This is a genomic window from Streptomyces sp. NBC_00299 (genome assembly GCF_036173045.1).
Classification (GTDB): Bacteria; Actinomycetota; Actinomycetes; order Streptomycetales; family Streptomycetaceae; genus Streptomyces; species Streptomyces machairae.
Genome location: NZ_CP108039.1, coordinates 2926891 through 2950730 on the forward strand (window position 1 = coordinate 2926891; position 23840 = coordinate 2950730).

Below are 23840 nucleotides of genomic sequence, written 5' to 3' on the forward strand. Positions count from 1 at the left end.
ACGTCTCTCTCGCTCAGTCGTCTTCGTTGTCGCCGAAGTCGGGGCGGACGTCCCGGGCGGCCATGATCTCGTCGTTGGAGGTGCCGGCGGCGACCATCGGCCAGACCATCGCGTCCTCGTGGACGATGAAGTCGACGACGACGGGGCGGTCGTTGATGGAGTTCGCCTCCTCGATGACCTTGTCGAGGTCCTCCGGCGACTCGCAGCGGATCGCGTAGCAGCCCATGGCCTCCGACAGCTTCACGAAGTCGGGGACCCGGGTGCCGGCGCTCGGCTGCTTGCCGTCGGCCTCGGGGCCGGAGTGCAGCACGGTGTTGGAGTAGCGCTGGTTGTAGAAGAGGGTCTGCCACTGGCGGACCATCCCGAGGGCGCCGTTGTTGATGATGGCGACCTTGATCGGGATGTTGTTCAGGGCGCAGGTGGTGAGTTCCTGGTTGGTCATCTGGAAGCAGCCGTCACCGTCGATCGCCCAGACCGCCTTCTCCGGCGCGCCGGCCTTGGCGCCCATCGCGGCCGGAACGGCGTAGCCCATCGTCCCCGCGCCGCCGGAGTTGAGCCAGGTGGCCGGCTTCTCGTACTGGATGAAGTGCGCGGCCCACATCTGGTGCTGGCCGACGCCCGCCGCGAAGACCGTGCCCTCCGGCGCGAGTTGGCCGATCCGCTCGATGACCTGCTGCGGGGACAGCGAGCCGTCGTCGGGCTGGTCGTAGCCCAGCGGGTAGGTGTCGCGCCAGCGGCTGAGGTCCTTCCACCAGGCGCTGTAGTCGCCCTGGTGGCCCTCGGCGTGCTCCTTCTGCACGGCCTGGACGAGGTCGGCGATGACCTCGCGGGCGTCACCGACGATCGGCACGTCGGCGTCGCGGTTCTTGCCGATCTCGGCCGGGTCGATGTCGGCGTGGACGATCTTGGCGAACGGGGCGAAGCTGTCCAGCTTGCCGGTGACGCGGTCGTCGAAGCGGGCTCCGAGGGCGACGATCAGGTCGGCCTTCTGCAGCGCGGTGACGGCGGTGACCGCACCGTGCATGCCCGGCATTCCCACGTGCAGCGGGTGGCTGTCGGGGAATGCGCCGAGCGCCATCAGGGTGGTGGTGACGGGCGCTCCGGTGAGTTCGGCGAGGACCTTCAGCTCGGCGGTGGCGCCGGCCTTGAGGACGCCGCCGCCGACGTAGAGGACGGGCCGCCTGGCCGCGGTGATCAGCTTGGCGGCCTCGCGGATCTGCTTGGCGTGCGGCTTGGTGACGGGCCGGTAGCCGGGCAGGTCCATGGTCGGCGGCCAGGAGAAGGTCGTCTTCGCCTGGAGGGCGTCCTTGGCGATGTCGACCAGGACCGGGCCGGGGCGGCCGGTGGAGGCGATGTGGAACGCCTGCGCGATCACCCGCGGGATGTCCTCGGCCTTGGTGACCAGGAAGTTGTGCTTGGTGATCGGCATGGTGATGCCGACGATGTCCGCCTCCTGGAAGGCGTCCGTACCGATCGCCTTGGAGGCCACCTGCCCGGTGATCGCCACGAGCGGCACCGAGTCCATGTGGGCGTCGGCGATCGGCGTGACCAGGTTGGTGGCGCCCGGTCCCGAGGTGGCCATGCAGACGCCGACCCTGCCGGTGGCCTGCGCGTAGCCGGTGGCGGCGTGACCTGCGCCCTGCTCATGGCGGACCAGGACGTGGCGCACCCTGGTGGAGTCCATCAGCGGGTCGTACGCCGGAAGGATCGCACCACCCGGAATGCCGAATACCGTGTCGGCGCCGACCTCCTCGAGCGAACGGATGAGGGACTGCGCACCCGTGACGTGCTCGGGGGCGGACTGGTGTCCTCCGGATCGGGGCCGGGGCTGCGGGTGATGGGCCCCGGTGGCCTGCTCGGTCATCGGCATTCTCTTCTCGATGCTGAGGGTTTTTGCGAAGTTTGAGCGGAGTTTCGGTGCTGCACGACAGGTGCCTGTGCAACAAAAAACCCCTCGTGCCATAAGGCAAGCGAGGGGAGCGCGCCGGGTGTGGTCGCTGGGAGTTCCGGGTCTGTCCGGACGTCACCAGCTTCAGCCGACGCGCTTTCCAAGTACGAGAATTCGGGTGCGCATGGCACAGACCCTCCCCCCGGCACGCACCCACTGTCAAGTGGGTGGGACGGGAGTCTCATTATGTGAGCGCAGGCCACTTCCGCCTCCGAGAACAGCGGGCACACCACCGGTGTACACCCCCGAGCCCCTCTCCACGGCTCGTTCACCTCTCACGCCGCCCGCGAAGGCGGGCTCGGCCGGTCCGTGCGGCACCGGATACTGGCCGGAACTGAGCGCCCGACGCAGCCGGTACTCGTCCAGCGGCCCGGAGAACGCCATGCCCTGCCCGTGCGTGCATCCCATCGCGCGCAGGGCGACGACCTGTTCCGGCAGGTCCACGCCGTCGGCCACGGACTGCAGCCCCAGGTCCCCGGCGATCCGCAGCAGCCCACTGGTGATCTTGTGCAGCCGCGCGGACTCGACGACACCCTCGACCAGACCGCGGTCGAGTTTGAGTACGTCGACGGGGAGCCGGCGCAGGGCCGTGATCGCCGCGTATCCGCTGCCGAAGCCGTCCAGGGCGACCCGGACGCCGAGTCGGTGCAGACCGCTCAGGCGGCGCTCCAGTTCGTCCAGTGAGACACGGTGGTCCAGATCCGACAGCTCGATGATCAGCGACCCGGACGGCAGCCCGTGCCGGGTCAGCAGCGCCTCGATCGAGCCGAGCGGCATCGACCGGTCCAGCAGCCGGCGCGCGCCCACCCGCACAGCGACGGGTACGGCGAGCCCGGTCGCGGTGCGCTCGGCGGCCTGCTCCACGGCCTCCTCCAGCATCCAGCGGCCCAGCTCGGCGGTCTTGTCGCTGTCCTCGGACACCCGCAGGAACTCGGCGGGCGTGAACAGCACCCCTTGCGAGGACCGCCAGCGCGCCTGGGTGACGACCGATGCGATCCGGCCGCTGTCCAGACACACCACCGGCTGGTGCAGCAGCGCGAACTCGCCGTCGTGCAGCGCGGCCCGCAGACGCGTGGCCAGCTCCGCCTTCCGTACGACGTCCTGCTGCATCTGCGGCTTGTAGAGCTCGACCCGGCCCTTGCCGCCGGCCTTCGCGCGGTACATCGCCAGGTCGGCGTTGCGCAGCAGCTCGCCCGCGCCGAGGCCGGGCTCGGCGAAGGCGACGCCGATGGAGGCGTTGACACGGACATCGTTGCCGTCGATGAGGTACGGCTGCGACAGCGTCAGCCTGAGGCGGTCGGCGAGCTCCAGGATGTGCCGTTCGCGGGCGGTGCGGTCGCGGGTGTTGTCCCCGGCGATCAGGGCCGCGAACTCGTCGCCGCCCAGCCGGGATGCCGTGTCCCCGCCCCGGACGGCGTCCTGGAGTCTGCGGGCGGCCTGGACGAGCAGGTCGTCCCCGGCCTGGTGGCCGATGGTGTCGTTGACGCCCTTGAAGCCGTCGAGGTCGATGAAGAGGACGGCGGTGTTGCGCAGGGCGATGCCACGGTCGGAGGCGCGGCGGCCGGACAGGGCCTGCTGGACCCGCCTGGTGAACAGCGCCCGGTTGGGCAGGTCGGTGAGCGGGTCGTGCTCGGCGTTGTGCTGGAGCTGCGCCTGCAGGCGCACTCTTTCGGTCACGTCCCGGCTGTTGAAGATGAGGCCACCGTGGTGGCGGTTGACGGTTGACTCGACGTTGAGCCAGCCGTCGTCTCCGGACCGGAAGCGGCACTCGATGCGCGTAGTGGGTTCCTCAAGTGGGCTGGCGGCGAGGAAGCGGCGCACCTCGTGCACCACGCAGCCCAGGTCCTCCGGGTGGATGAGATTGGCCAGTTCCGTGCCCACCAGCTCCTCCGCGGAGCAGCCGTAGACCCCGGCGGCGGCCGGGGAGACGTACCGGAGGATGCCGTTGGGTGCGGCGATCATGATGACGTCGCTGGAGCCCTGCACCAGGGAGCGGAAGTGGTTCTCCTTCTGCGCCAGTTCCTGGGTGAGGGTGATGTTGTCGAGCAGCATGATGCCCTGGCGCATCACGAGGGCGAGCACGACGGTGCCGCCGGTGATGAGCACGACTCGGTCGACGCTGCGGCCGTTGAGGACGTTGTACAGGATCCCCAGCGTGCAGACGGCGGCCGCGAGGTACGGCGTGAGGGCGGCGAGGGAGCCGGCGATCGGCCGGGTGACCGGGTACCGGCTGTGATCGCCTCCCGGCGCGGGCGTGTGGTGGTGGCTTCCACCGCGCTGTCCGGGCACGTGCTCGTGCACCACGCGCGTGTGCCCCGTGCCTTCCTGCCGCTCACCGTCTCCGTGCCGGGGCGCGGCCCACGGGGCGTACGCCAGCAGCAGTGAGCCGGCGAACCAGCCCGCGTCGAGCAGTTGGCCGGAGCGGTAGCTGTTGTGCATCAGCGGCGAGGTGAACAGGGCGTCGCACATCACGGTCAGGGCGAGCGCGCCGATCGCGGTGTTGACCGCGGTGCGGTTCGCCGACGAGCGGCGGAAGTGCAGCGCGAGCACCATGCTGACCAGGGCGATGTCGAGCAGCGGGTAGGCGAGCGAGAGCGCGGTGTGCGCCACGCTGGCCCCGCCGTTCGAGTCGATCTTGGCCGCCTGGGCGAGGGCGAGGCTCCATGCCAGCGTCAGCAGCGAGCCGCCGATCAGCCAGGCGTCCAACGCCAGGCAGACCCAGCCGGCCTTCGTCACCGGGCGCTTGGCCAGCACCAGGAGTCCCACGATGGCGGGCGGCGCGAAGCACAGGAAGAACCCGTCGGCGTACGAGGGGCTGGGCACGGGGCGCTGCAGGACGACCTCGTACCATCCCCAGACCAGGTTGCCGAGGGCGGCCATCGCCGAGGAGAGGGCGAACAGCAGCCAGGCGGGCCGAAAGCGGATACGGCGGCTACGGGCGTAGCGGAAGCAGGACACGGCGGCGGCGCCCGCCGCCGCGGCCAGCCCGAAGTCGCCCATGATCAGCGCAAGTTGCTCCGAGCCCCAGCCGAGTGCGGAACCGATGGCGTATCCCGCGCACACCAGGGCCAGAACGAGCTGCGGAACCAGCCCCGAGCCGCCGCCGAGGAACGACGGACCGGGCAGCAGCGCCGCCGACGAGGGCTGAGCCCGCAGCCCCGCGTCCAACGTCGTCGTGGAGGGCGGTGGCGAGCTCACCGGGCCCTCCAGGTCCGCGCCGCTCGCGGGTCCCGAGGGTCCCGGTGCGCTGGGTGCGCATGCCGCCTGCGGCTGCTGTGCCCGCGGTGGTCGTGGCTGTGACGACAGCCGTGAGTGCCGTGATGGCCGCGTCTGCGCGCGGCCGTTCGCCAGGGTCGCCGCCGACGGCCCCGCCGCGTCGGATTGCTCGTCCATAGGCCGTGCATCGCCCGTCGCCCCCCTCACAAATCTGAAATGTCCATCCCCGGCGCCGAAAGGTGCACGGCGCAGCCCCTGTCGGGACGATACACCAGTCTCGTCACTCAGGGACATAGCACCTCTACGCTCCGTGACGACCAGCGCATATGCGAGTACGGACCGCTTCCGGAAGGTTGCGGACGGTACTCGAAGCGGGTTTCGGAGTTGTTGCGCGCAGCGCCCACGGCGCCCGCGGGAAGCTCAGCCCGCGAGCGTCACGCGCCCGCCGCGCCCGTCGTAAGGATCACGTTGCGAAGGGGCTCACGGTTCACGTAACGAGTCAACTGGTCCACCAGCAACCGCTTGGCGCGCGGCAGGAACGCCGACGTCGGTCCGCCCACGTGCGGGCTGATCAGCACGCCCGGCGCACGCCACAGGGGGTGCTCCCGGGGCAGCGGCTCGGGGTCGGTGACGTCCAGGGCCGCGGTGATGCGCCCGGTCTCCAGCTCCGTCAGCAGCGCCTTCGTGTCCACGACGCCGCCACGCGCGACGTTGACCAACAGCGCGCCGTCCTTCATGCGGGCGAGGAAGTCGGCGTCGACCAGGTGCCGGGTGGCTGCTGTGAGGGGCGTGGAGAGGATGACGACGTCCGCTTCCGGAAGCACGGCGGACAGTTCGGTGAGCGGAAGCACGGGTCCGCGCGCCGTGGTGCGCTCAGAGCGCGCGACGCGCGCCACCCGCGCGAGTTCAAAGGGTGCGAGCCGGTCCTCGATGGCGGCGCCGATCGAGCCGTATCCCACGATGAGGACGTTCTTGTCCGCCAGCGCGGGCCGGAATCCGCTCAGCCACTCCCCTCTGTCCTGGGCCCGCACGAAGTCGGGGACGCCGCGCAGCGAGGCGAGGATCAGTGTGAGCGTGAGCTCGGCGGTGCTCGCCTCGTGCACCCCGCGCGCGTTGCACAGCCGCACGCCCGGATGCAGGTGCTTCAGGCCTGACTCCACGTGATCGATACCGGCGGAAAGCGTCTGCACGACGTCCACGGAGGTCATTTCCGGCAGGGGACGCTGACCGATTCCCGGCGGCTTCATGTAGGGGACGACGTAGAAGGCGCACTCGGCCGGGTCGGCGGGGAAAGTCTCCTCGCCGTTCCAGAAGCGGTAGTGCGGGCCCTCCGGGAGGCCCTCGATCTCTTCCGGTGGGATGGGGAGCCACACGTCAGCAGTCATGCCCTGGAGGCTATGTCAGGCGAACAGGAGTGCAGAGGTTAGGTTGGGGTGCCGAAAGAGGGAGGGTTACGGCCAGGTGGAGCGCAGGACGATCGGCGCGGCGGCGCTCGCGGTGGGAGCCGTCGGACTCGGGTGCATGCCGATGAGCTGGGCCTACAGCACGTCGCGGCAGCGGGGCGAGGAGTCGCTCAGGGCGGTGCACCGGGCTCTCGATCTGGGCTCGACCCTGCTGGACACGGCCGATATGTACGGCCCGTTCACCAACGAGCTGCTGTTGGGGCGGGTGTTGAAGGAGCGCCGCCAGGACGCGTTCGTGTCGACCAAGGTCGGCCTGCTCGTGGGCGAACAGCACATCGTGGCCAACGGCCGTCCCGGCTATGTGAAGCGCGCCTGCGACGCTTCTCTGCGCCGCCTGCAGACAGACGTCATCGACCTCTACCAACTGCATCGCGCCGACCCCGAAATACCGGTCGAGGAGACCTGGGGCGCGATGGCGGAACTCGTTCAAGCCGGAAAGGTACGGGCGTTGGGCCTGTGCGCGGTGGGCGCGCGCGGTGGGCGCCGCTCGGGAACCCGTCTGCACGACGCGACGATCCGCCAGTTGCAGCGGGTACAGCAGGTCTTTCCGGTGAGCGCCGTACAGGCGGAGCTGTCGGTGTGGTCGCCGGAGGCCCTGGAGACGCTGCTGCCGTGGTGCGAGGCCCGCGGCATCGGCTTCCTGGCCGCGATGCCACTGGGCAACGGCTTCCTGACCGGCAGGCTGACCCCCGGCGAGGGCTTCGAACCGGACGACGTCCGCGCCCGCCACCCGCGCTTCACCGCGGAGATGATGGCGGCCAACCAGCCCATAATCGCCGGCCTGCGCCGCATCGCGTCCCGCCACGGGGAGGGCGTCATGCCGGCGCAGGTGGCACTGGCGTGGGTACTGGCCCAGGGGCGGCACGTGGTCACGGTGCCGGGCGCGAAGCAGGAGCGCTGGGTGAGCGAGAACGCGGCGGCCGGCGAGTTGCGGCTGACGGAGACGGACCTGGCGGAGGTGGCGGAGTTGCCGGGGGCGTTGGGGTCGTGGGACTGAGGGTGCGGGTGGGGGGACGGCGGGGCGGCGGCGCGGACGCATAGCGCCGGGCGCCGGGCGCCACATGATCGCGGCCCCAGGGGCCGGGGCGACGGCGGCTGACGCGGACCGATCTGGCGGAGCTGGCAGACCTGACAGACCTGGCAGACCTGGCAGATAAGCCTCCCGGATGGGCGGCGCAGGCCAGGAACGGCGGCCGAGCCGCGGGCTCCAGCGGACCACAGGAGCGCGGCCCCCAGGCCGGGCCAAGCGCGAGCGCTGTGTGAGCGAGGACGCCGGGGCCGGAGGGATGCGGCTGCCGGAGACGCACCCGGCTGGGTGCCTCGGCCGCCTTGGATCACAGCGGCTCTGGGCCGGTACAGCGCAAGGACCCTGGCCTCCCGAAAATCGCCGGGCTGGGGCCGAGATCCGGCCGGGGGGGCGGGCGGACAGCGGCCATGCAGGCTGGCGACGGCCCAGCACACCGAAGGACAGGGCCGCCATACTGACCGGCGCGAATCTTTCGATGGCCCGGACGCCGCCCTGTGTCCCGACCCGTCCCGACCCGTCCCGACCCGTCCCGTCCCGTCCCGTCCCGTCCCGTCCCGTCCCGTCCCGTCCCGTCGGGAAGTCTCGGCCCCCGGAGGCTGCCCCACCGGCCCCCACAACTGGGCTCGGCCGCAGGTCACAGGCGTCGGCTGCCGACCGAACAGGGACGAGACGCCCGCACGGTGGTGGTTCGAGGTTCATGGATCGGGAACCTGTGAGGCGCGAGCGGTGTAAGAAAAGTAGAACCCGCCGCGTCGAAGGGACCTTGATCGTGCAACGTCGAGTTGTGACGGCCGTGATGGCCGCGGCCGCGCTCCTGCTGACGGCCGGCTGTTCCTCCGACGACGGGGGATCACCGGGCGAGGACGGAGCCGCGGCGCCCAGCAGCACGGCCGCGGGGTCGTCGCCCTCCGGGCAGGCCGCCGAGGAGACCCCGTCGGCGAAGGGCTCCGTCAAGGTGGTGCGTACCGTCGCCGAGGGCCTGAACACCCCCTGGGGCCTGGCCCCTCTTCCCGACGGCGACCTGCTCGTCTCCTCCCGCGACGAGGCCACGATCACGCGGGTCGACGGGGAGACGGGCAAGAAGACGGAGCTGGGCGAGGTACCGGGGGTGTCCCCGGCGGGCGAGGGCGGCCTCATGGGCCTGGCGCTGTCGCCGGACTACGCCTCGGACCACATGATCTACGCGTACTTCACCTCGGCCTCGGACAACCGCATAGTCCGCGTGCTGTACGACGAGCAGCGGCCGGCCGGCGAGCAACTGGGCGCACCCGACACGATCTTCAAGGGCATCCCCAAGGGCTTCATCCACAACGGCGGCCGGATCGCCTTCGGCCCCGACAAGATGCTGTACGCAGGCACGGGCGAGAGCGGCGACACAGGCCTGTCCCAGGACAAGGAGTCCCTGGGCGGCAAGATCCTGCGCCTGACCCCGGAGGGCGAACCGGCTCCCGGCAACCCCTTCCCCGACTCCCCCGTGTACTCGTACGGCCACCGCAACGTCCAGGGCCTGGCCTGGGATGCCAAACAGCGCCTGTTCGCCGCCGAGTTCGGCCAGGACACCTGGGACGAGCTCAACGCGATCAAGCCGGGCGGCAACTACGGATGGCCAGAAGCCGAGGGCAAGGCGGACAACTCCAAGTACCGCAATCCTCTCGCCCAGTGGGGCACCGACGACGCCTCCCCCAGCGGCATCGCCTACGCCGAAGGCTCTATGTGGATGGCGGGCCTGAAGGGCCAGCGCCTATGGCGGGTCCCTCTGAACGGGACCGAGGCATCGGCCGACCCGCAGGCCTTCCTGGAGGGCGAGTACGGCCGGCTGCGGACGGTCGTTTCGGCGGGCGGCGACAAGCTGTGGGTGACGACGAGCAACACCGACGGACGGGGCGGCCCGAAGGACGGGGACGACCGGATTCTGGAGGTGCAGGTGACCTGAGCGGCCGCCCTCACCCCTGCCCGTCGCGCTTCCCGTCACGCTTCCCGTCGCGCCCGCCGTCGTCCTCCTCGGCCGACGGTTCGGGCGGCCGTACGACGACCTTCCCGGACGCGAGATCTATCGGTCCGCGCCCGGGGTCGGCGTCCCCGACGTCCTCGCGAGTCAGTTCCAGACGGTTCTGTTCGTCGCGGGTGTGCTTGCGGCCGGGCGCGAAGAGTTCGTCGAACGCGTTGAACACGGAGCCTCCCTGGGCCGGCGGCGTCCCTTACAGCGTAAACCTCGGGCTCAGGTCCCGGACGTGAGCGTTTCGGCCGCGAACATCCCCGTCCGATGCGCCACGGCCGCCGCCTCGCCCCTTCCGGAGACGCCGAGCTTGCCCAAAATGTTCGACACGTGGACGCTGGCCGTCTTCGGGGAGATGAAGAGTTCCTCGGCGATCTGGCGGTTGGTGCGGCCGACGGAGACCAGGCGCAAGACGTCTCGTTCGCGGGTGGTGAGGCCGAGGGAGTCGGCCGGGTCGGCCGGGGGCGGGGCCGTCGTGAGGGCGAGGCGGGCTCGCTCGGCGAGGTGCGTCGTGGCGTCGACGAGCGGACGGGCGTCCAGGTGGGTGGCGGCGGCCCGGGTCAGCCGGAGCAGTTCCGTCGCGCGGGCGCGCTCGTCGTCGCCGCCGACGGCGAGCAGGGCCTCGGCCAGGCGGTGGCGGACCCGGGCGAGGTCGTAGGGCCGCTCCAGGGCCTCGAAGGCGGTGACCACGTCCGACCAGGTGGCGGTGGCGGTCCGGCCGTCGGCCCGGTCGAGTTCGGCCCGGGTCCACTTCTCGTAGGCCAGCCACAGGGGCGCGCCCGTGGTGAGCGTGCGGACTGCCTCGAAGAGCCGTTGCAGGAAGGCAGCGCGGCCCTCCTCGGCGGTGGGCAGCGACTGGGCGCGGGCGTCGGACTCGGCCACGGCGGCGGCGAGCAGCAGCGGCCAGGCGTAGCGGTGGGTGCCGGGCGGGAAGCCGGCGTCCAGGACCCGGTCGGCCTCCGCACGGGCGTCGAGGAGACGGCCCTCGGCGGCGGCTGTGCCGAGGGCCAGGCAGGACATCGGCAGGTTGTTCTGCGGCATGGGGTCGTGGGTGCCGTAGGAGGCGCGGGCGGCGGCGAGATGGCGGGCGGCCTCGGTGACCTCTCCGCGGGCGAGTGCGAGATGGGCGAGGCTGTTGGAGGCCCCGCCGCGCGGCTTGGCGGACTGCCCCGTGCGCTGGGCGTTCACCGCGGCGTCGGCGGCCTCGTCCCAGCGGCCCAGGGAGACTAGCGACTCGGCGAGGTTCGTCCAGATCCACGCCTCGGAGTCGCGCAGTCCCCACTCCTGAGTGAGGCGCAGTCCCTCGCGCAGGATGCCGACGGCGTCCTGCGAGCGGCCGATGCCTTCGAGCGCGGAAGGCAGGTTCACATGGCTCCGGCCCACCACCGTGGTGATGCCACGGGTCAGTACCTCTTCCTTGACCTCGTACATCTGGGCCAGTCCGGCGTCGATGTGGCCGGCGTCGACCATGAGGCCGCCGAGGGTGAGGCGCGCGTTGAGTTCGATGTCCTCGGCGCCCACCATGCGGGCGTACTCCACGGCCCGCTCGGCGGCCGACATGGCGTCGGGGCCGGGGGCACGCAGCATCGACCAGTTGGCCGCGGTGGCCAGCACCTCGGCGTGCACCTCGGACGGCGGCAGGCCGCGCACCAGCTCCTGGGCGGTGCCCAGCTCCTTCCAGCCGTCGCCGCGGGCCAGGGCCTGCGTCAGGCGGGAGCGCTGGACCCAGAACCAGGCGGCGCGCATCGGATCGCCCTCGTCCTCGAGCAGATGCAGGGCGCGCTTGGTGATCTTCAGGGCGCGTTCGCGTTCCCCGCAGAGCCGTCCGGCGACGGCGGCCTCGGCCATCAGGTCGAGGTAGCGCAGGGGTGTGGTGTCGGGGTCGCAGCCGCAGGGAGGGTAGGCCTCGGCGTAGTCGACGGGGCGCAGGGTGGCCCGGATGTCCTCGGGGGCGGTGTCCCACAGCTCCATGGCGCGTTCCAGCAGCCGCAGTTGCTCGGAGTGGGCATGCCGGCGGCGGGCGGTGACGGAGGCGTCCAGGACGGCGGGCAGGGCCTTGGCCGGGTCGTGGGCGTGGTACCAGTAGCTGGCCAGCCGCATCACGCGCTCGCCGGCGGGGACGAGCGTCGGGTCGCTCTCCAGGGCTTCGGCGTAGCGGCGGTTGAGGCGGGAGCGCTCGCCGGGCAGCAGGTCGTCGCCGACGGCCTCACGGACCAGGGAGTGCCGGAAGCGGTAGCCGTCGTCGCCGGGCGCGGCGATGAGGATGTTGGCGCCCACGGCGGCCCGCAGCGCCTCGATGAGGTCGTCCTCGGCGAGTTGGGCGACGGCGGCGAGCAGCCGGTACTCGACGGTGGAGCCGCCCTCGGCGACGGTCCGGGCGACCCGCTGGGCGCTGTCCGGCAGGCTCTCGACCCGGACGAGGAGCAGGTCGCGCAGGGAGTCGGTGAGGCCGGTGCAGCTGCCCTCGTGGGTGGCGACGGCGAGTTCCTCGACGAAGAAGGCGTTGCCGTCGGAGCGTTCGAAGATCTCGTCGACCTGGACCGGGTCGGGTTCGGTGGCGAGGATGCCGGCGATCTGGCGGCCGACCTCGGCGCGGCTGAAGCGGCCGAGTTCGATGCGGCGGACCGTGCGCAGCCGGTCGAGTTCGGCGAGGAGCGGGCGCAGCGGGTGACGGCGGTGGATGTCGTCGGAGCGGTAGGTGGCGAGGACGACGAGGCGGCCGGTGCGCAGGGTGCGGAAGAGGTAGGCGAGGAGGTGGCGGGTGGACGCGTCGGCCCAGTGCAGGTCCTCCAGGGCGACGACGACCGTGCGGCCCGCGGCGACGCGCTCCAGGAGCCGGGCCGTGAGCTCGAAGAGACGGGCCATGCCCTCTTCGTCGGAACGGTCCGCAGCGCGGGTCGGGACCGTCTCGCCCAACTCGGGCAGCAGCCGGGCCAGTTCCTCCTCCTGGCCGGCGGCCGCGGCGGCCAGCTCGCCGGGCAGTTCGCGCCGCAGGGCGCGCAGCGCGGTGGAGAACGGGGCGAACGGCAGCCCGTCGGCGCCGATCTCGACGCAGCCGCCGAGCGCGACGACGGCTCCCCGGCCGGCGGCGGTGGCGAACTCCTCGACGAGGCGGGTCTTGCCGACCCCGGCCTCGCCGCCGATCACCAACGCCTGCGGCTCGCCCGCGGCGGCTCGGGCCAGCGCGTCGTTCAGTATCTCCAACTCGGCTGCGCGACCGACGAACACGGGACTGACGGACCGACTCTCCACGGGCTCGAGCATCGCACGCGCCACTGCGGGTCCGGCATCGGTTTTCCGGGGGCTGTCGCCCCCGGACTCCCGCTTCGGCCCTGAACGGGCCTCGTCCTCAAGCACCGGACGGGCTGAGACGGCCGCGACCCGCGCCGGGAGGCGACCGTCGGCGTCCGTAACGCCGGACTTCACGCCGCACGCGGATGCCGGAGCCTCCGGAGACGGGACGTATGCGATTCCGCCGCCGCGCCCTTGGTGGAGCGCCTCGCGGCGCGGCGGACGCGGATGGCCTCGCGGACCATGCGCTCGTGCTCGGCCTCGCGGATCAGTTCGGCGGAGCGGATGTGGTGGAGTTCGTACTCAAGCATGGCAGGACCCTCGTTTTCCCTGGTGAGACGCGTTTTCCGACTTCGCTTTGTGCGATGGGTCAACCTTCGTCTCCCAGGCGGGTCCGCCACATCGGGAGAGTTCCGCATCTTCGGTGGCCGAGGGGGCCTTAGACGCGCGCGAGGGGCCTCAGGGCGCCGTCTAAGGTCCTTACGGCGGTCCTGAGGCCCCTCGGGGCCTGCGGTGATTCAGGTGGCTCAGCCCGCCGAGGGCAGGCCGAGCAGGGCGTCGGTGTACTTGAGCACCGCCAGCAGCAGGCCGATGACGCCGAGCGCGACACCGCCCCAGGCGACCGACTTGATCCACGGGACCTGCGGCTTGCCGGGCGCCCCGAACGCGGGACGGGCGAGCACGACGACGCCGACGATCAGCGCGGCCAGCGCGAACACGCCGGCCCACAGGGCGGAGGTCTGCCAGGCGTCGCCGTAGACCTCCTTGATCTGGGTGGCGACGCCCGCGTTGGACGCGGTCTGCAGCTGGCCGATGAGGGTCTCGCGCGCGGCGGCGACCGTGCCGATCCAGCCTCCGGTCAGGGAGACGAGGCCGAGCGCCGCGGAGACGACCGCGGCCGCGCCCTGGCCGACAGCGGAGGGGCTCGCTTCCGTGGCCTGAGCGGTCACCTCGTCCTCGGCCTCGATGTCATCGTTCTCCTCGACCTCGTCGGAGCCGGTGGCGTCAGTGGCGTCGCCCGCCTTGACGACGTCCACCTTCTCCTCGTCGGTCTTCGCCTCAGTGCCTCGGTCGGCGCCGGTCTCGTCCACTGTCTTCGTTCCCATGCCTCGCACCGTACGGACGCTGTATGAGAGGTCTCTTAATGATCGTTGAGGCCTCTCACTGATCATTGTGGACGGCACACGTGCGTGCCTCACGCCACTCGGGGGCCAGAATCGACCACACCTCGAGGTCGTGCCGCACCCCACGATAGGGGTAGCTCTCCCTGCGCACGCCTTCGCGGGTCATGCCGAGGCGGCGCGCCACGTTGAGGCTGGGTGTGTTCCCGGCGGAGGCGATCCATTCGACGCGGTGGATGCCGCGCTGCTCGACGGCGAAGTCGATGAGGATGCGCATCGCGCGCGTGACGAGCCCCCGCCCGGTGCCGGCCGGCTCCAGCCAGCAGCCGACCTCGCAGTTGGCGTTCTCGGCGTCGAAGTTGAGGAAGAGCACCCCGCCGACCAGCTTGCCCTCCAGCCACAGGCCGTGCAGGGACCCGGTGTCGGCGGCGCGCATGTCGGCGTACCGCTGGAGCACCGCCCGAGCGGCGTCCACGTCCGTGGCCTTCGAGCCGAAGGGGACGTACTCGTTGATGAACTCCCGCCCGCGCTCCAGATGGGCCAGGAACTCCTCGGCGTGCCACGGCTCCAGTGGCCGCAACTCGGCTCCGTCGTCACCCAGCGATATCGCGTACATCGCCCCGCTGCTCCTTCTCCAGTTCCGCCACGACGTCGGTGAGCCTCTCATGGGCGGCGCGGGACTCGGGCGGCTCGATGCTGATGCGGGGCATGCGCTTGTCGAGCCAACGGGGCAGCCACCAGTTGGCGCCGCCGAGCATGTGCATCAGGGCGGGGACGAGGAGGGTGCGCAGGACGAAGGCGTCCAGGGCGACGGCGGCGGCGAGGGCGATGCCGAACATGGCGATCACGCGGTCGCCGCTGAGGACGAAGGCGAGGAAGACCGAGATCATGATGACCGCGGCGGAGTTGATCACCCGGCCGGTCTCGGCGAGGCCGATGCGCACGGCCCGCCGGTTGTCGCCGGTCTCCAGCCATTCCTCGTACATCCGGCTGACCAGGAAGACCTGGTAGTCCATGGAGAGGCCGAAGAGCACCGACACCATGATCACGGGGAGGAAGGGCTCGATCGGCCCGGCGCGGCCCAGCCCCAGCAGCTCACTCCCCCAGCCCCACTGGAAGATCGCGACGACGACGCCGAAGGCGGCGGCGACCGCGGCGACGTTCATCGCGGCGGCCTTCAGCGGGATGCCGACCGACCGGAAGGCGAGCAGGAGCAGCAGACAGCCCAGGCCGATGACGACGCCGACGAACAGCGGCAGCTTGCCGACGATCACATCGGCGAAGTCGTCGTAGCCGGCCGTCATGCCGCCGACCTGCACATCGAGCGAGGTGCCGGTCTCGGCGCGCGGCAGAACCTCGGAGCGCAGCCGGTCGACGAGGTCGCTGGTCTGCCGCGACTGCGGCGAGGACTCCGGTACGACGGTGAGGTAGGCGGTGTTTCCGCCGCTGTTGTACGTCACCGGGGTCACCGCCGCGACGCCCTCGGTGGAGCGCAGGGTGGCGTCGAGGTTGTCGAGGGCGAGCTTGTCGTCGCCGCCGTCGACCCGGGTGACGAGGGTGAGCGGGCCGTTCACGCCGGGTCCGAAGCCGTCGGCGAGGAGGTCGTAGGCCTGGCGGGTGGTGGCGGACTCGGGGTTGTTGCCCTGGTCGGAGGTGCCCAGGCGCAGGCCGAGGGTGGGCAGCGCGAGGACCGTGATGACGGCCAGGGCGATCGCGCCGAGCGCCTTGGGGTGGCGCTCCACGAACGCGGACCAGCGGGCGGCGAACCCGGTCGGCAGCTCGGGCTGGGGTCCGTGCTCCGTCAGCCGGCGCCGCTCGCGACGGCTCAGGGCGCGCATGCCGATGAAGGACAGCAGGGCGGGCAGCAGGGTCACGGACGCGGCGACCGTCAGGACCACGGTCAGCGAGGCGGCTATCGCGACGCCGTTGAGGAAGCTCAGCTGGAGGATCAGCATGCCGAGCAGGGCGATGCACACCGTGGCACCCGCGAACACGACGGCCCGTCCGGTGGTCGCGACGGCGTTCGTGATCGACTCGGTGACGGGCAGCCCGCGTTTCAGCCCGCGCCGGTGCCGGGTGACGATGAACAGCGCGTAGTCGATGCCGACGCCGAGCCCGATGAGCATGCCGAGCATGGGCGCGAAGTCGGCGACGGTCATGACGTGCCCGAGCAGTGCGATCCCGGCGTACGCGGTGCCCACGCTGACCAGCGCGGTGGCGATGGGCAGCAGCGAGGCGGCGAGCGATCCGAAGGCGAGGAAGAGCACGACGGCCGCCACGGCCACCCCGACGACCTCGGCGATGTGCCCGCCCGGCGACTCGGTGAGCCCGGCGGCGCTGCCGCCCAGCTCCACCTGGAGCCCGTCGGTCTCGGCGTCCTTGGCCGCGCTCACGACCGCCTGCGCGTCGCCCTCGTCGAGGCTCTCGGCTCCGGCGTCGAAGGTGACGGTGGCGTACGCCGTGTGCCCGTCCTCGCTGATCTGCGCGGCGCCCTGCTTGTCGTACGGGCTGCTCACGGCCGCGACTCCGGGCAGGTCCGCGATCTCGTCCAGGGTGCGCGTCATGGTCTGCTCGACGTCGACGGCGCGCACGGTGCCGGAGGTGGTGTGCCAGACGACGGTGCCGCTGTCGCCGCCGAGGCCGGGGAAGCCCTCTTCCAACAGCTGGGTGGCGCGGCCCGATTCGGTGCCGGGGACCTGGTAGTCGTTCGAGTACGCGGAGCCGGTCACGGCGGCGGCCGCGGCCACCCCTCCGAAGGCAAGCAGCCAGAGCAGTACGGCGACGAGGCGGCGCTGGGCACACCAGCGTGCGAGGGCTGCCACGAACGTGCTCCCAGGACTATTTATGGATCTTTGACCGGGAACAGTCGTTCATGTGAGGTGAACAGCCCGCAAAGAACGCGTGAGCGATGTGAAGCAAACTCTCGCAGGCGGAAATGATCGTTTGCCCCGTTCGTGCGCTTATTCACACGAGTGGGAGGCAGATCACAGGACAGTAACGCTCACTCTGTCGCTCAGGAGTGACGGCTTTCACATCAGTCGAACTGATCCCCCAGCGCCATCACCATCACCCCGGCGATGAGCAGCCACAGCGCCCGCCGGGTGCGACCCCGCGAGCCGAGGTACGCGCCGAGCGCGCAGACGGCGGCGCCGAAGGCGTAGGCGGCCGGGACGAGGGCCGGTGCGGAACCGGTGGCGCGCAGCATCGAGGCGGCCAGTCCGGCGAGGGCGAGCAACGCCCCGGTCCCGGCCGCCGTCCAGCGGGCCCGCCGCGCCACCTGCGCCGGATCCGCAAGGTCCTCCGAGTCTTCGACGTCCTCCAAGCCTTCGACGTCCTCCAGGTCTTCGACATCCTCCAAGTCCCTGCCGTCGTCCAGTTCCTCGGGCGTCTCGGTCCGGTCCTCCCCCGTCTCGGATATCTCGGAATCACCGCGTCCACTCATGGCGGGCGAGCGTAGCTGGTCGCGCTGGAAAACCGGATGCCGGGCCGTACCCGCACTGTTAGTTTCCGGAGGTCAGCCATGCTGCGGCACACCGCCGCCGACCTGAGCAGGTGCATTGTTTGAGCGTCCGGCCGAGCTCCTCCGTATCCCTCTCCGCCTTCCCGGACTCAAGGAGCCCGTTCACCGATGCCGGACCTCACCCCGAGGACCTCGAATGAGGACCTCACCAAGTGGCTGACCCACCCCCGCTACCCGCGCAGCAACAGCTACGACCCCCGCTGGGTCGTGGAGAACCAGATGGGCCCGAACGCACTCTGGCTGCTGGAGTGGCTGGCCCCGGCCCTCGGCCTGGAGGCCCTGCGCCCTGGCGCGCGCGTCCTCGATCTGGGCTGCGGGCGAGCCATGACCTCCGTCTTCCTGGCCAGGGAGTACGACGCCCAGGTCACCGCGGCCGACTTGTGGATCAAGCCCGACGACAACGCGGGGCGCATTGCCGAGGCCGGTTTCGCCGACCGTGTGCAGCCCGTGCACGCCGAGGCGCACGACCTGCCGTTCGCCGAGGGCAGCTTCGACGCGATCGTGAGCGTCGACGCGTACCAGTACTTCGGCACCGACGACCTCTATCTGCCCACCCTGACGCGGCTGTTGCGGCCCGGCGGGCGGATCGGCGTCGTCGTGCCCGCGCTGCGGGAGGAACCTCAGGGGCTCGAGCCGCCGGAGCATCTCGAGCCGTGGTGGGAGCCGGGCTACTGGTGCTTTCACTCCGCCGACTGGTGGCGACGACAGTGGACCCGCAGCGGCGCCGTCGAGGTCGAGGCCGCCGACTGGCTGGACGACGGTTGGCGGGACTGGCTGCTGTGGTGCGAGGTGATCGCCGCGGAGAGCCCGGAGGAGTGGCATCGCACGATGGCACGCCAGGTCGGCGAGATGCTGCGCCATGACGAGGGCCGCGCGCTGGGCTTCGTACGGCTCGTGGGACGCCGTAAGCCGTAGCGCCGGGCAAGGCGACGGCCCCGGAGGACTTGCCTCCGGGGCCGTACGCGCTTCGGCTCAGCCCTCGCTGACGCCCAGCTGCTGCAGGATCAGCTCCTTGACGCGTGCCGCGTCGGCCTGGCCGCGGGTGGCTTTCATGACCGCGCCGACCAGGGCGCCGGCCGCGGCCACCTTGCCGCCGCGGATCTTGTCCGCGATGGCCGGGTTGCCGGCGATGGCCTCCTCGACGGCCGTGGTGAGCGCACCCTCGTCGGAGACGACCTTCAGACCGCGCTTGTCGACGACCTCGTCCGGGGTGCCCTCGCCCGCGAGAACGCCCTCGATGACCTGGCGGGCCAGCTTGTCGTTCAGGTCGCCCTTCGAGACCAGCTCGGTCACGCGGGCCACCTGCGCCGGCGTGATGGCCAGCTCGTCGAGCGACTTGCCCGACTCGTTGGCGCTGCGGGCGAGTTCGCCCATCCACCACTTGCGGGCGGAGGCCGCGTCGGCACCGGCGTCGATCGTCGCGACGATCGGGTCCAGCGCGCCCGCGTTGAGGATCGCCTGCATCTCGACGGCCGAGATGCCCCACTCCGCGAGGAGTCGGGTGCGGCGCACCAGCGGCAGCTCCGGGAGGCCCGCCCGGATCTCCTCGACCCACTCGCGCGAGGGGGCCACCGGCACCAGGTCCGGCTCGGGGAAGTACCGGTAGTCCTCGGCCTCTTCCTTCACGCGGCCCGAGGTCGTCGACCCGGTGTCCTCGTGGAAGTGCCGCGTCTCCTGGATGATCGTCCCGCCACCGCTCAGCACGGCGGCGTGCCGCTGGACCTCGTAGCGGGCCGCACGCTCCACGGACCGCAGCGAGTTGACGTTCTTCGTCTCGGAACGCGTGCCGAACTTCTCGGTGCCGTTCGGGCGCAGCGAGAGGTTCACGTCGCAGCGCATCTGGCCCATCTCCATACGGGCCTCGGAGACGCCGAGCGCCTTGATGAGCTCGCGCAGCTCACGGACGTATGCCTTGGCGACCTCGGGAGCGCGCTCACCGGCGCCCTCGATCGGCTTGGTGACGATCTCGATGAGCGGGATGCCGGCGCGGTTGTAGTCGAGGAGCGAGTGCGAGGCGCCGTGGATACGGCCCGTGGCACCGCCGACGTGCGTCGACTTGCCGGTGTCCTCCTCCATGTGGGCACGCTCGATGTCCACGCGGAACGTCTCGCCGTCCTCCAGCTGCACGTCGAGGTAGCCGTTGAAGGCGATCGGCTCGTCGTACTGGGAGGTCTGGAAGTTCTTCGGCATGTCCGGATAGAAGTAGTTCTTCCGGGCGAAGCGGCACCACTCGGCGATCTCGCAGTTCAGCGCGAGACCGATCTTGATCGCCGACTCCACGCCGATCGCGTTGACGACCGGGAGCGCGCCGGGCATGCCGAGGCAGGTGGGGCAGGTCTGCGTGTTGGCGCCCTGACCGAGTTCGGTCGAACAGCCGCAGAACATCTTGGTCTTGGTGCCGAGTTCGACATGGACCTCAAGGCCCATGACGGGGTCGTACGACGCCAGAGCGTCCTCGTACGACACCAGGTCGGTCGTGGTGGTCACGGTGAAACTTCCCTCTCAGCCCAGCAGGACGTCGTCGTCGCCCAGCCGCTTCAGCTCGCGGTAGAGGATGGCGAGGCCGGTGACGATGGCGGCGGCGGACACGGTGGCGTCGATCAGGACCAGAGTGTCCTTCTCGGCGCGGGCCGTCTTGAGCCGCTTTGCGACGCCGAACGCGCCGAACGCGGTGGCGGCCATGGACAGGTACGTACCGGACTTGGACTTCTTGAAGCCCTTGGCCTTGGTCAGTGCACTCACAGCGACGGAGCCTCCTCGATCAGCGGGTGCCCCCACCTTTCCACGAAGGCGGCCTCGACAGCAGCGCCGACCTTGTAGAGCCGGTCGTCCTTCATCGCCGGAGCGATGATCTGCAGGCCGACCGGGAGGTTGTCCTCCGGAGCCAGACCGCAGGGCAGCGACATGGCCGCGTTGCCCGCCAGGTTGGTCGGGATGGTGCACAGGTCGGCGAGGTACATCGCCATCGGGTCGTCGGCACGCTCGCCGATCGCGAAGGCGGTGGTCGGCGTCGTCGGGGAGACGATCACGTCGACCTGCTCGAAGGCCTTCTCGAAGTCGCGCGTGATGAGCGTGCGGACCTTCTGGGCGCTGCCGTAGTAGGCGTCGTAGTACCCGCTCGACAGGGCGTACGTGCCGAGCATGATGCGGCGCTTCACCTCGGGGCCGAAGCCCGCCTCACGGGTGATCGACGTGACCGCCTCGGCGGAGTTCGTGCCGTCGTCGCCGGTCCGCAGGCCGTAGCGCAGGCCGTCGAAGCGGGCGAGGTTGGAGGAACACTCGGAGGGCGCGATCAGGTAGTACGCCGAGAGCGCCAGGTCGAAGGACGGGCAGTCCAGCTCGACGATCTGCGCGCCCAGCTCCTTGAGGAGCTCGACGGACTCGTCGAAGCGCTGGATGACGCCGGCCTGGTAGCCCTCGCCGCGGAACTGCTTGACGACGCCGACGCGCATGCCCTCGACGCTGCCGTTGCGTGCGGCCTCGACGACCGGCGGGACCGGCGCGTCGATCGAGGTGGAGTCCATCGGGTCGTGCCCGGCGATGACCTCGTGCAGCAGGGCAGCGTCCAGGACCGTACGGGCGCAGGGGCCGCCCTGGTCGAGGGAGCTGGAGAAGGCGACCATGCCGTAGCGGGAGACCGCGCCGTACGTCGGCTTCACGCCGACCGTGCCGGTGACGGAGGCCGGCTGGCGGATGGAGCCGCCGGTGTCGGTGCCGATGGCGAGCGGCGCCTGGAAGGAGGCGAGCGCGGCGGACGAGCCGCCACCCGAGCCACCGGGGATCTTGGTGAGGTCCCAGGGGTTGCCGGTCGGGCCGTAGGCGCTGTTCTCGGTGGAGGACCCCATGGCGAACTCGTCCATGTTGGTCTTGCCGAGGATGACGACGTCGGCGGCCTTCAGCCGCTTGGTGAGCGTCGCGTCGTACGGCGGGATCCAGCCCTCGAGGATCTTCGAACCGACGGTCGTCGGAATGCCCTCGGTGGTGAAGATGTCCTTCAGCGCGAGCGGGACGCCGGCCAGCGGGCCGAGCTTCTCGCCCTTGGCGCGCTTGTCGTCGACGGCGCGGGCCTGTGCCAGGGCACCCTCGCGGTCGACGTGCAGGAAGGCGTGCACCTTCTCGTCGACGGCTTCGATGCGGGCCAGGTGGGCCTCGGTGACCGACACGGCCGTGAGTTCGCCGGAGGCGATCTTCGCGGCGGTCTCGGCGGCCGTGAGCTTGATGATGTCCGTCATGGCGATTAGTCCTCCCCCAGGATCTGCGGCACCTTGAAACGCTGCTGCTCCTGGGCCGGGGCGCCGGAGAGCGCCTGCTCGGGGGTGAGCGACGGACGGACCTCGTCCGCCCGCATGACGTTCGTCAGCGGGAGCGGGTGCGAGGTCGGCGGTACGTCTTGGTCGGCGACCTCACTGACGCGGGCGACCGCGCCGATGATGTCGTCCAGCTGTCCCGCGAAGTGCTCGAGCTCTTCGGGCTTCAGCTCCAGACGCGCCAGCCGGGCGAGGTGGGCGACCTCCTCGCGCGTGATGCCAGGCATGCAGCGATCCTCTGGGGTGAGTGTGTGTGGTTTGGCCCAATCCTATGGGGCGGGGAGCCGTGCCCGTGAAACGGTTTCCCAGGGCCTCGTCCGTCAGTGCCGGCGCCCCTCCCAGACCTCGCTCCTCGTGAAGTGGTTGTCGTACAGCTCCTGCACCTCCAGCAGGCTCTCCGGGGTGGCCTCGCCGAGGGCGATGCGCCGGACATGGCGGAAGTACTCGAAGCGCTCGACGCCGGGTGTGATGACGATCAGGAGGTCGGCGTCGGCGCCCGGCACGGCGGCGAAGGCGTGCGGTTTGCCGGGAGGTACGACCACGAGGTCGCCGGGGCCGGCGGTGAGTACGTCCTCGCCGGAGAGGATCTCGGCGGCGCCTTCGAGCAGGAAGAACATCTCGGCGGAATTGTCGTGCCAGTGCGGCTTGGCGCCGTCGGCGCCGCCCTCGAGCGTGACGCGCTGGGTGGACAGCGCACCGCCCGTCCGGCTGCTGTCGGCCAGCAGACGCATGGTGGTGGGCGCGCGGCCGACGACCTCCGCCTCGGCCTCGCGGACGATCACGGACTCGTCGAACTTCGGAACGAACAGCGACATGTCGAACCCCCAGTGACGGTCTTGACGTACTCGGACGAGGTCATCGGACGAGGTCAGACGAGGAAGAGCAGGGCGGCGCTGATCAGGACGACGACCGCCGTGGCGAAGTGGATCCCGAACGCGACGGCCTTGGTACCGCCGTGCCGCAGCACTATCAGTGTGTCGCACAGCGGCACGAGCGCCACGGCGAGCATGAACCAGGCCTCGGCACGGGCGCCGGCGAAGAACAGCAGCGCCAGGCCCACCACTCCGAAGGTGCCGTCGCGCAGCCCCTTGACGGACAGGTAGGCGCCGGCGTCGCCGTCCGGCCGGGCGGGGACGCCGTAGCCCGTGGCGGCGGAGGCCGGCTGGAACAGGAAGCGGTACCCGAGGAACACGCAGAACAGGTTGAGCACGACGGCCAGGGTGTACGCGGTCACGGTCATGCCTTCACTCCTTTCTAGCAACGCTAGAGACAAGAGCGAAGCTAGCAGAGCATCGACAGCCACGCTAGCGCTGCTAGAATTCCTGGCATGTCGATCCAGACGCGCAAGGAGCGCGAACGAGCGGAGCGCGAGCGGCTCATCGTCACGGCCGCGCGGGAACTCGCCGAGGCCGAGGGCTGGGACGCGGTGACGACCCGCCGGCTGGCGGCGGAGATCGAGTACAGCCAGCCGGTCCTCTACAGGCACTTCAAGGGCAAGGACGCGATCATGGCCGCGGTCGCGGTGCAGGGGTGCGCCGACATGGCCGACGAGTTGCGTACGGCCCGCACGGCGGCGCAGGGCAAGCGCGCTGCGCTGGTGGCGGTGGGCGAGACGTACACGGCGTTCGCACGTCGCCGGCCGGCGCTCTACGACGCGATGTTCACGCACCGGGTGGACCTGCCGTTCGCCACCCCCGAGGCCCCCGAGGCGCTACAGCGGGCCTTCGCCGAACTGCTGGCAGCGGTCGAGCCGATCGCCGCCGAGGGAGACGACCCGGGCCTGCTCACGGAGACGTACTGGGCGAGCCTGCACGGTCTGGTCACGCTGATGCGGAGCGGGCGGCTGCCGGAAGGGGCGCACGAGCGACGGCTGGAACTGCTGACGGGTCACTTCACGGCGGGGGCGGACAGCTAGCAACGCCGCGCGGAACGGCCCTTCTTCAGGCGACCC

Annotated in this window: 20 protein-coding genes; 4 read left to right on the plus strand and 16 right to left on the minus strand. The window is 71.0% G+C overall.

From position 1 onward, the window contains the following. Positions 1-13 precede the first annotated feature (13 nt). The 3 genes from OHT51_RS12720 to OHT51_RS12730 form a co-directional block, all read right to left on the minus strand. Positions 14-1870: an acetolactate synthase large subunit gene (locus OHT51_RS12720; RefSeq protein ID WP_328879027.1), complete on the minus strand. Its 1857-nt coding sequence runs from the start codon at positions 1868-1870 to the stop codon at positions 14-16. Positions 1871-2107: 237 nt separating this feature from the next. Then, positions 2108-5146 (minus strand): putative bifunctional diguanylate cyclase/phosphodiesterase, encoded by a 3039-nt coding sequence (locus OHT51_RS12725; protein ID WP_328879028.1) that lies wholly within the window; start codon positions 5144-5146, stop codon positions 2108-2110. Between the two features lie 452 nt (positions 5147-5598). Further along, positions 5599-6549, minus strand: a complete 951-nt coding sequence (locus OHT51_RS12730; RefSeq protein ID WP_328879029.1) for a 2-hydroxyacid dehydrogenase — start codon at positions 6547-6549, stop codon at positions 5599-5601. A 76-nt stretch (positions 6550-6625) separates the two neighbouring features. Between OHT51_RS12730 and OHT51_RS12735 the strand changes: the two genes are divergently transcribed. Beyond that, entirely contained in the window at positions 6626-7624 is a 999-nt protein-coding gene (locus OHT51_RS12735; protein WP_328879030.1) for an aldo/keto reductase, read from the plus strand. An 826-nt stretch (positions 7625-8450) separates the two neighbouring features. Then, positions 8451-9587, plus strand: coding sequence for a PQQ-dependent sugar dehydrogenase (locus OHT51_RS12740; protein ID WP_328884309.1), 1137 nt, complete (start codon positions 8451-8453; stop codon positions 9585-9587). A gap of 10 nt (positions 9588-9597) precedes the next feature. On the opposite strand, the gene OHT51_RS12745 is transcribed toward OHT51_RS12740, so the two are convergent. The 7 genes from OHT51_RS12745 to OHT51_RS12775 all read right to left on the minus strand — a co-directional run bounded on the left by OHT51_RS12745 (position 9598) and on the right by OHT51_RS12775 (position 17504). After that, positions 9598-9825: a DUF6191 domain-containing protein gene (locus tag OHT51_RS12745; RefSeq protein WP_328879031.1), complete on the minus strand. Its 228-nt coding sequence runs from the start codon at positions 9823-9825 to the stop codon at positions 9598-9600. A gap of 47 nt (positions 9826-9872) precedes the next feature. Further along, a complete protein-coding gene (locus OHT51_RS12750; protein ID WP_328879032.1) occupies positions 9873-12914 on the minus strand; it encodes a helix-turn-helix transcriptional regulator in 3042 nt (1013 codons plus the stop codon). A gap of 158 nt (positions 12915-13072) precedes the next feature. Further along, complete coding sequence (locus tag OHT51_RS12755; protein WP_328879033.1) at positions 13073-13252, minus strand: hypothetical protein; 180 nt, start codon at positions 13250-13252, stop codon at positions 13073-13075. 216 nt (positions 13253-13468) lie between these two features. Next, positions 13469-14047 (minus strand): hypothetical protein, encoded by a 579-nt coding sequence (locus tag OHT51_RS12760; RefSeq protein ID WP_328879034.1) that lies wholly within the window; start codon positions 14045-14047, stop codon positions 13469-13471. 55 nt (positions 14048-14102) lie between these two features. Beyond that, on the minus strand, positions 14103-14678 hold the full coding sequence (locus OHT51_RS12765; RefSeq protein WP_328879035.1) for a GNAT family N-acetyltransferase: 576 nt from the start codon (positions 14676-14678) through the stop codon (positions 14103-14105). Further along, on the minus strand, positions 14656-16884 hold the full coding sequence (locus tag OHT51_RS12770; RefSeq protein WP_328879036.1) for an MMPL family transporter: 2229 nt from the start codon (positions 16882-16884) through the stop codon (positions 14656-14658). The genes OHT51_RS12765 and OHT51_RS12770 overlap by 23 nt, the downstream gene beginning before the upstream one ends. A 212-nt stretch (positions 16885-17096) precedes the next feature. Further along, a complete protein-coding gene (locus OHT51_RS12775; protein ID WP_328879037.1) occupies positions 17097-17504 on the minus strand; it encodes a hypothetical protein in 408 nt (135 codons plus the stop codon). A gap of 186 nt (positions 17505-17690) precedes the next feature. Between OHT51_RS12775 and OHT51_RS12780 the strand changes: the two genes are divergently transcribed. After that, complete coding sequence (locus tag OHT51_RS12780; protein ID WP_328879038.1) at positions 17691-18497, plus strand: SAM-dependent methyltransferase; 807 nt, start codon at positions 17691-17693, stop codon at positions 18495-18497. Positions 18498-18554: 57 nt separating this feature from the next. Here the strand turns inward: OHT51_RS12780 and gatB are convergent, their stop codons facing one another. From gatB to OHT51_RS12810, 6 genes are all read right to left on the minus strand, one after another. Continuing rightward, complete coding sequence (gene gatB, locus OHT51_RS12785; RefSeq protein WP_328879039.1) at positions 18555-20069, minus strand: Asp-tRNA(Asn)/Glu-tRNA(Gln) amidotransferase subunit GatB; 1515 nt, start codon at positions 20067-20069, stop codon at positions 18555-18557. Positions 20070-20084: 15 nt separating this feature from the next. Continuing rightward, a complete protein-coding gene (locus tag OHT51_RS12790; RefSeq protein WP_328423132.1) occupies positions 20085-20324 on the minus strand; it encodes a hypothetical protein in 240 nt (79 codons plus the stop codon). Next, on the minus strand, positions 20321-21814 hold the full coding sequence (gatA, locus tag OHT51_RS12795; protein ID WP_328879040.1) for an Asp-tRNA(Asn)/Glu-tRNA(Gln) amidotransferase subunit GatA: 1494 nt from the start codon (positions 21812-21814) through the stop codon (positions 20321-20323). The genes OHT51_RS12790 and gatA overlap by 4 nt, the downstream gene beginning before the upstream one ends. Positions 21815-21819: 5 nt before the next feature. Continuing rightward, positions 21820-22116: an Asp-tRNA(Asn)/Glu-tRNA(Gln) amidotransferase subunit GatC gene (gatC, locus tag OHT51_RS12800; protein WP_007384860.1), complete on the minus strand. Its 297-nt coding sequence runs from the start codon at positions 22114-22116 to the stop codon at positions 21820-21822. 93 nt (positions 22117-22209) lie between these two features. Beyond that, entirely contained in the window at positions 22210-22704 is a 495-nt protein-coding gene (locus OHT51_RS12805; RefSeq protein WP_328879041.1) for a cupin domain-containing protein, read from the minus strand. A gap of 53 nt (positions 22705-22757) precedes the next feature. After that, the gene (locus tag OHT51_RS12810) at positions 22758-23129 is read right to left on the minus strand and encodes a DUF4267 domain-containing protein (protein ID WP_328879042.1); all 372 of its coding nucleotides are present in this window, start codon (positions 23127-23129) and stop codon (positions 22758-22760) included. 87 nt (positions 23130-23216) lie between these two features. Between OHT51_RS12810 and OHT51_RS12815 the strand changes: the two genes are divergently transcribed. Beyond that, the gene (locus tag OHT51_RS12815) at positions 23217-23804 is read left to right on the plus strand and encodes a TetR/AcrR family transcriptional regulator (RefSeq protein ID WP_328879043.1); all 588 of its coding nucleotides are present in this window, start codon (positions 23217-23219) and stop codon (positions 23802-23804) included. Positions 23805-23840: the final 36 nt, after the last annotated feature.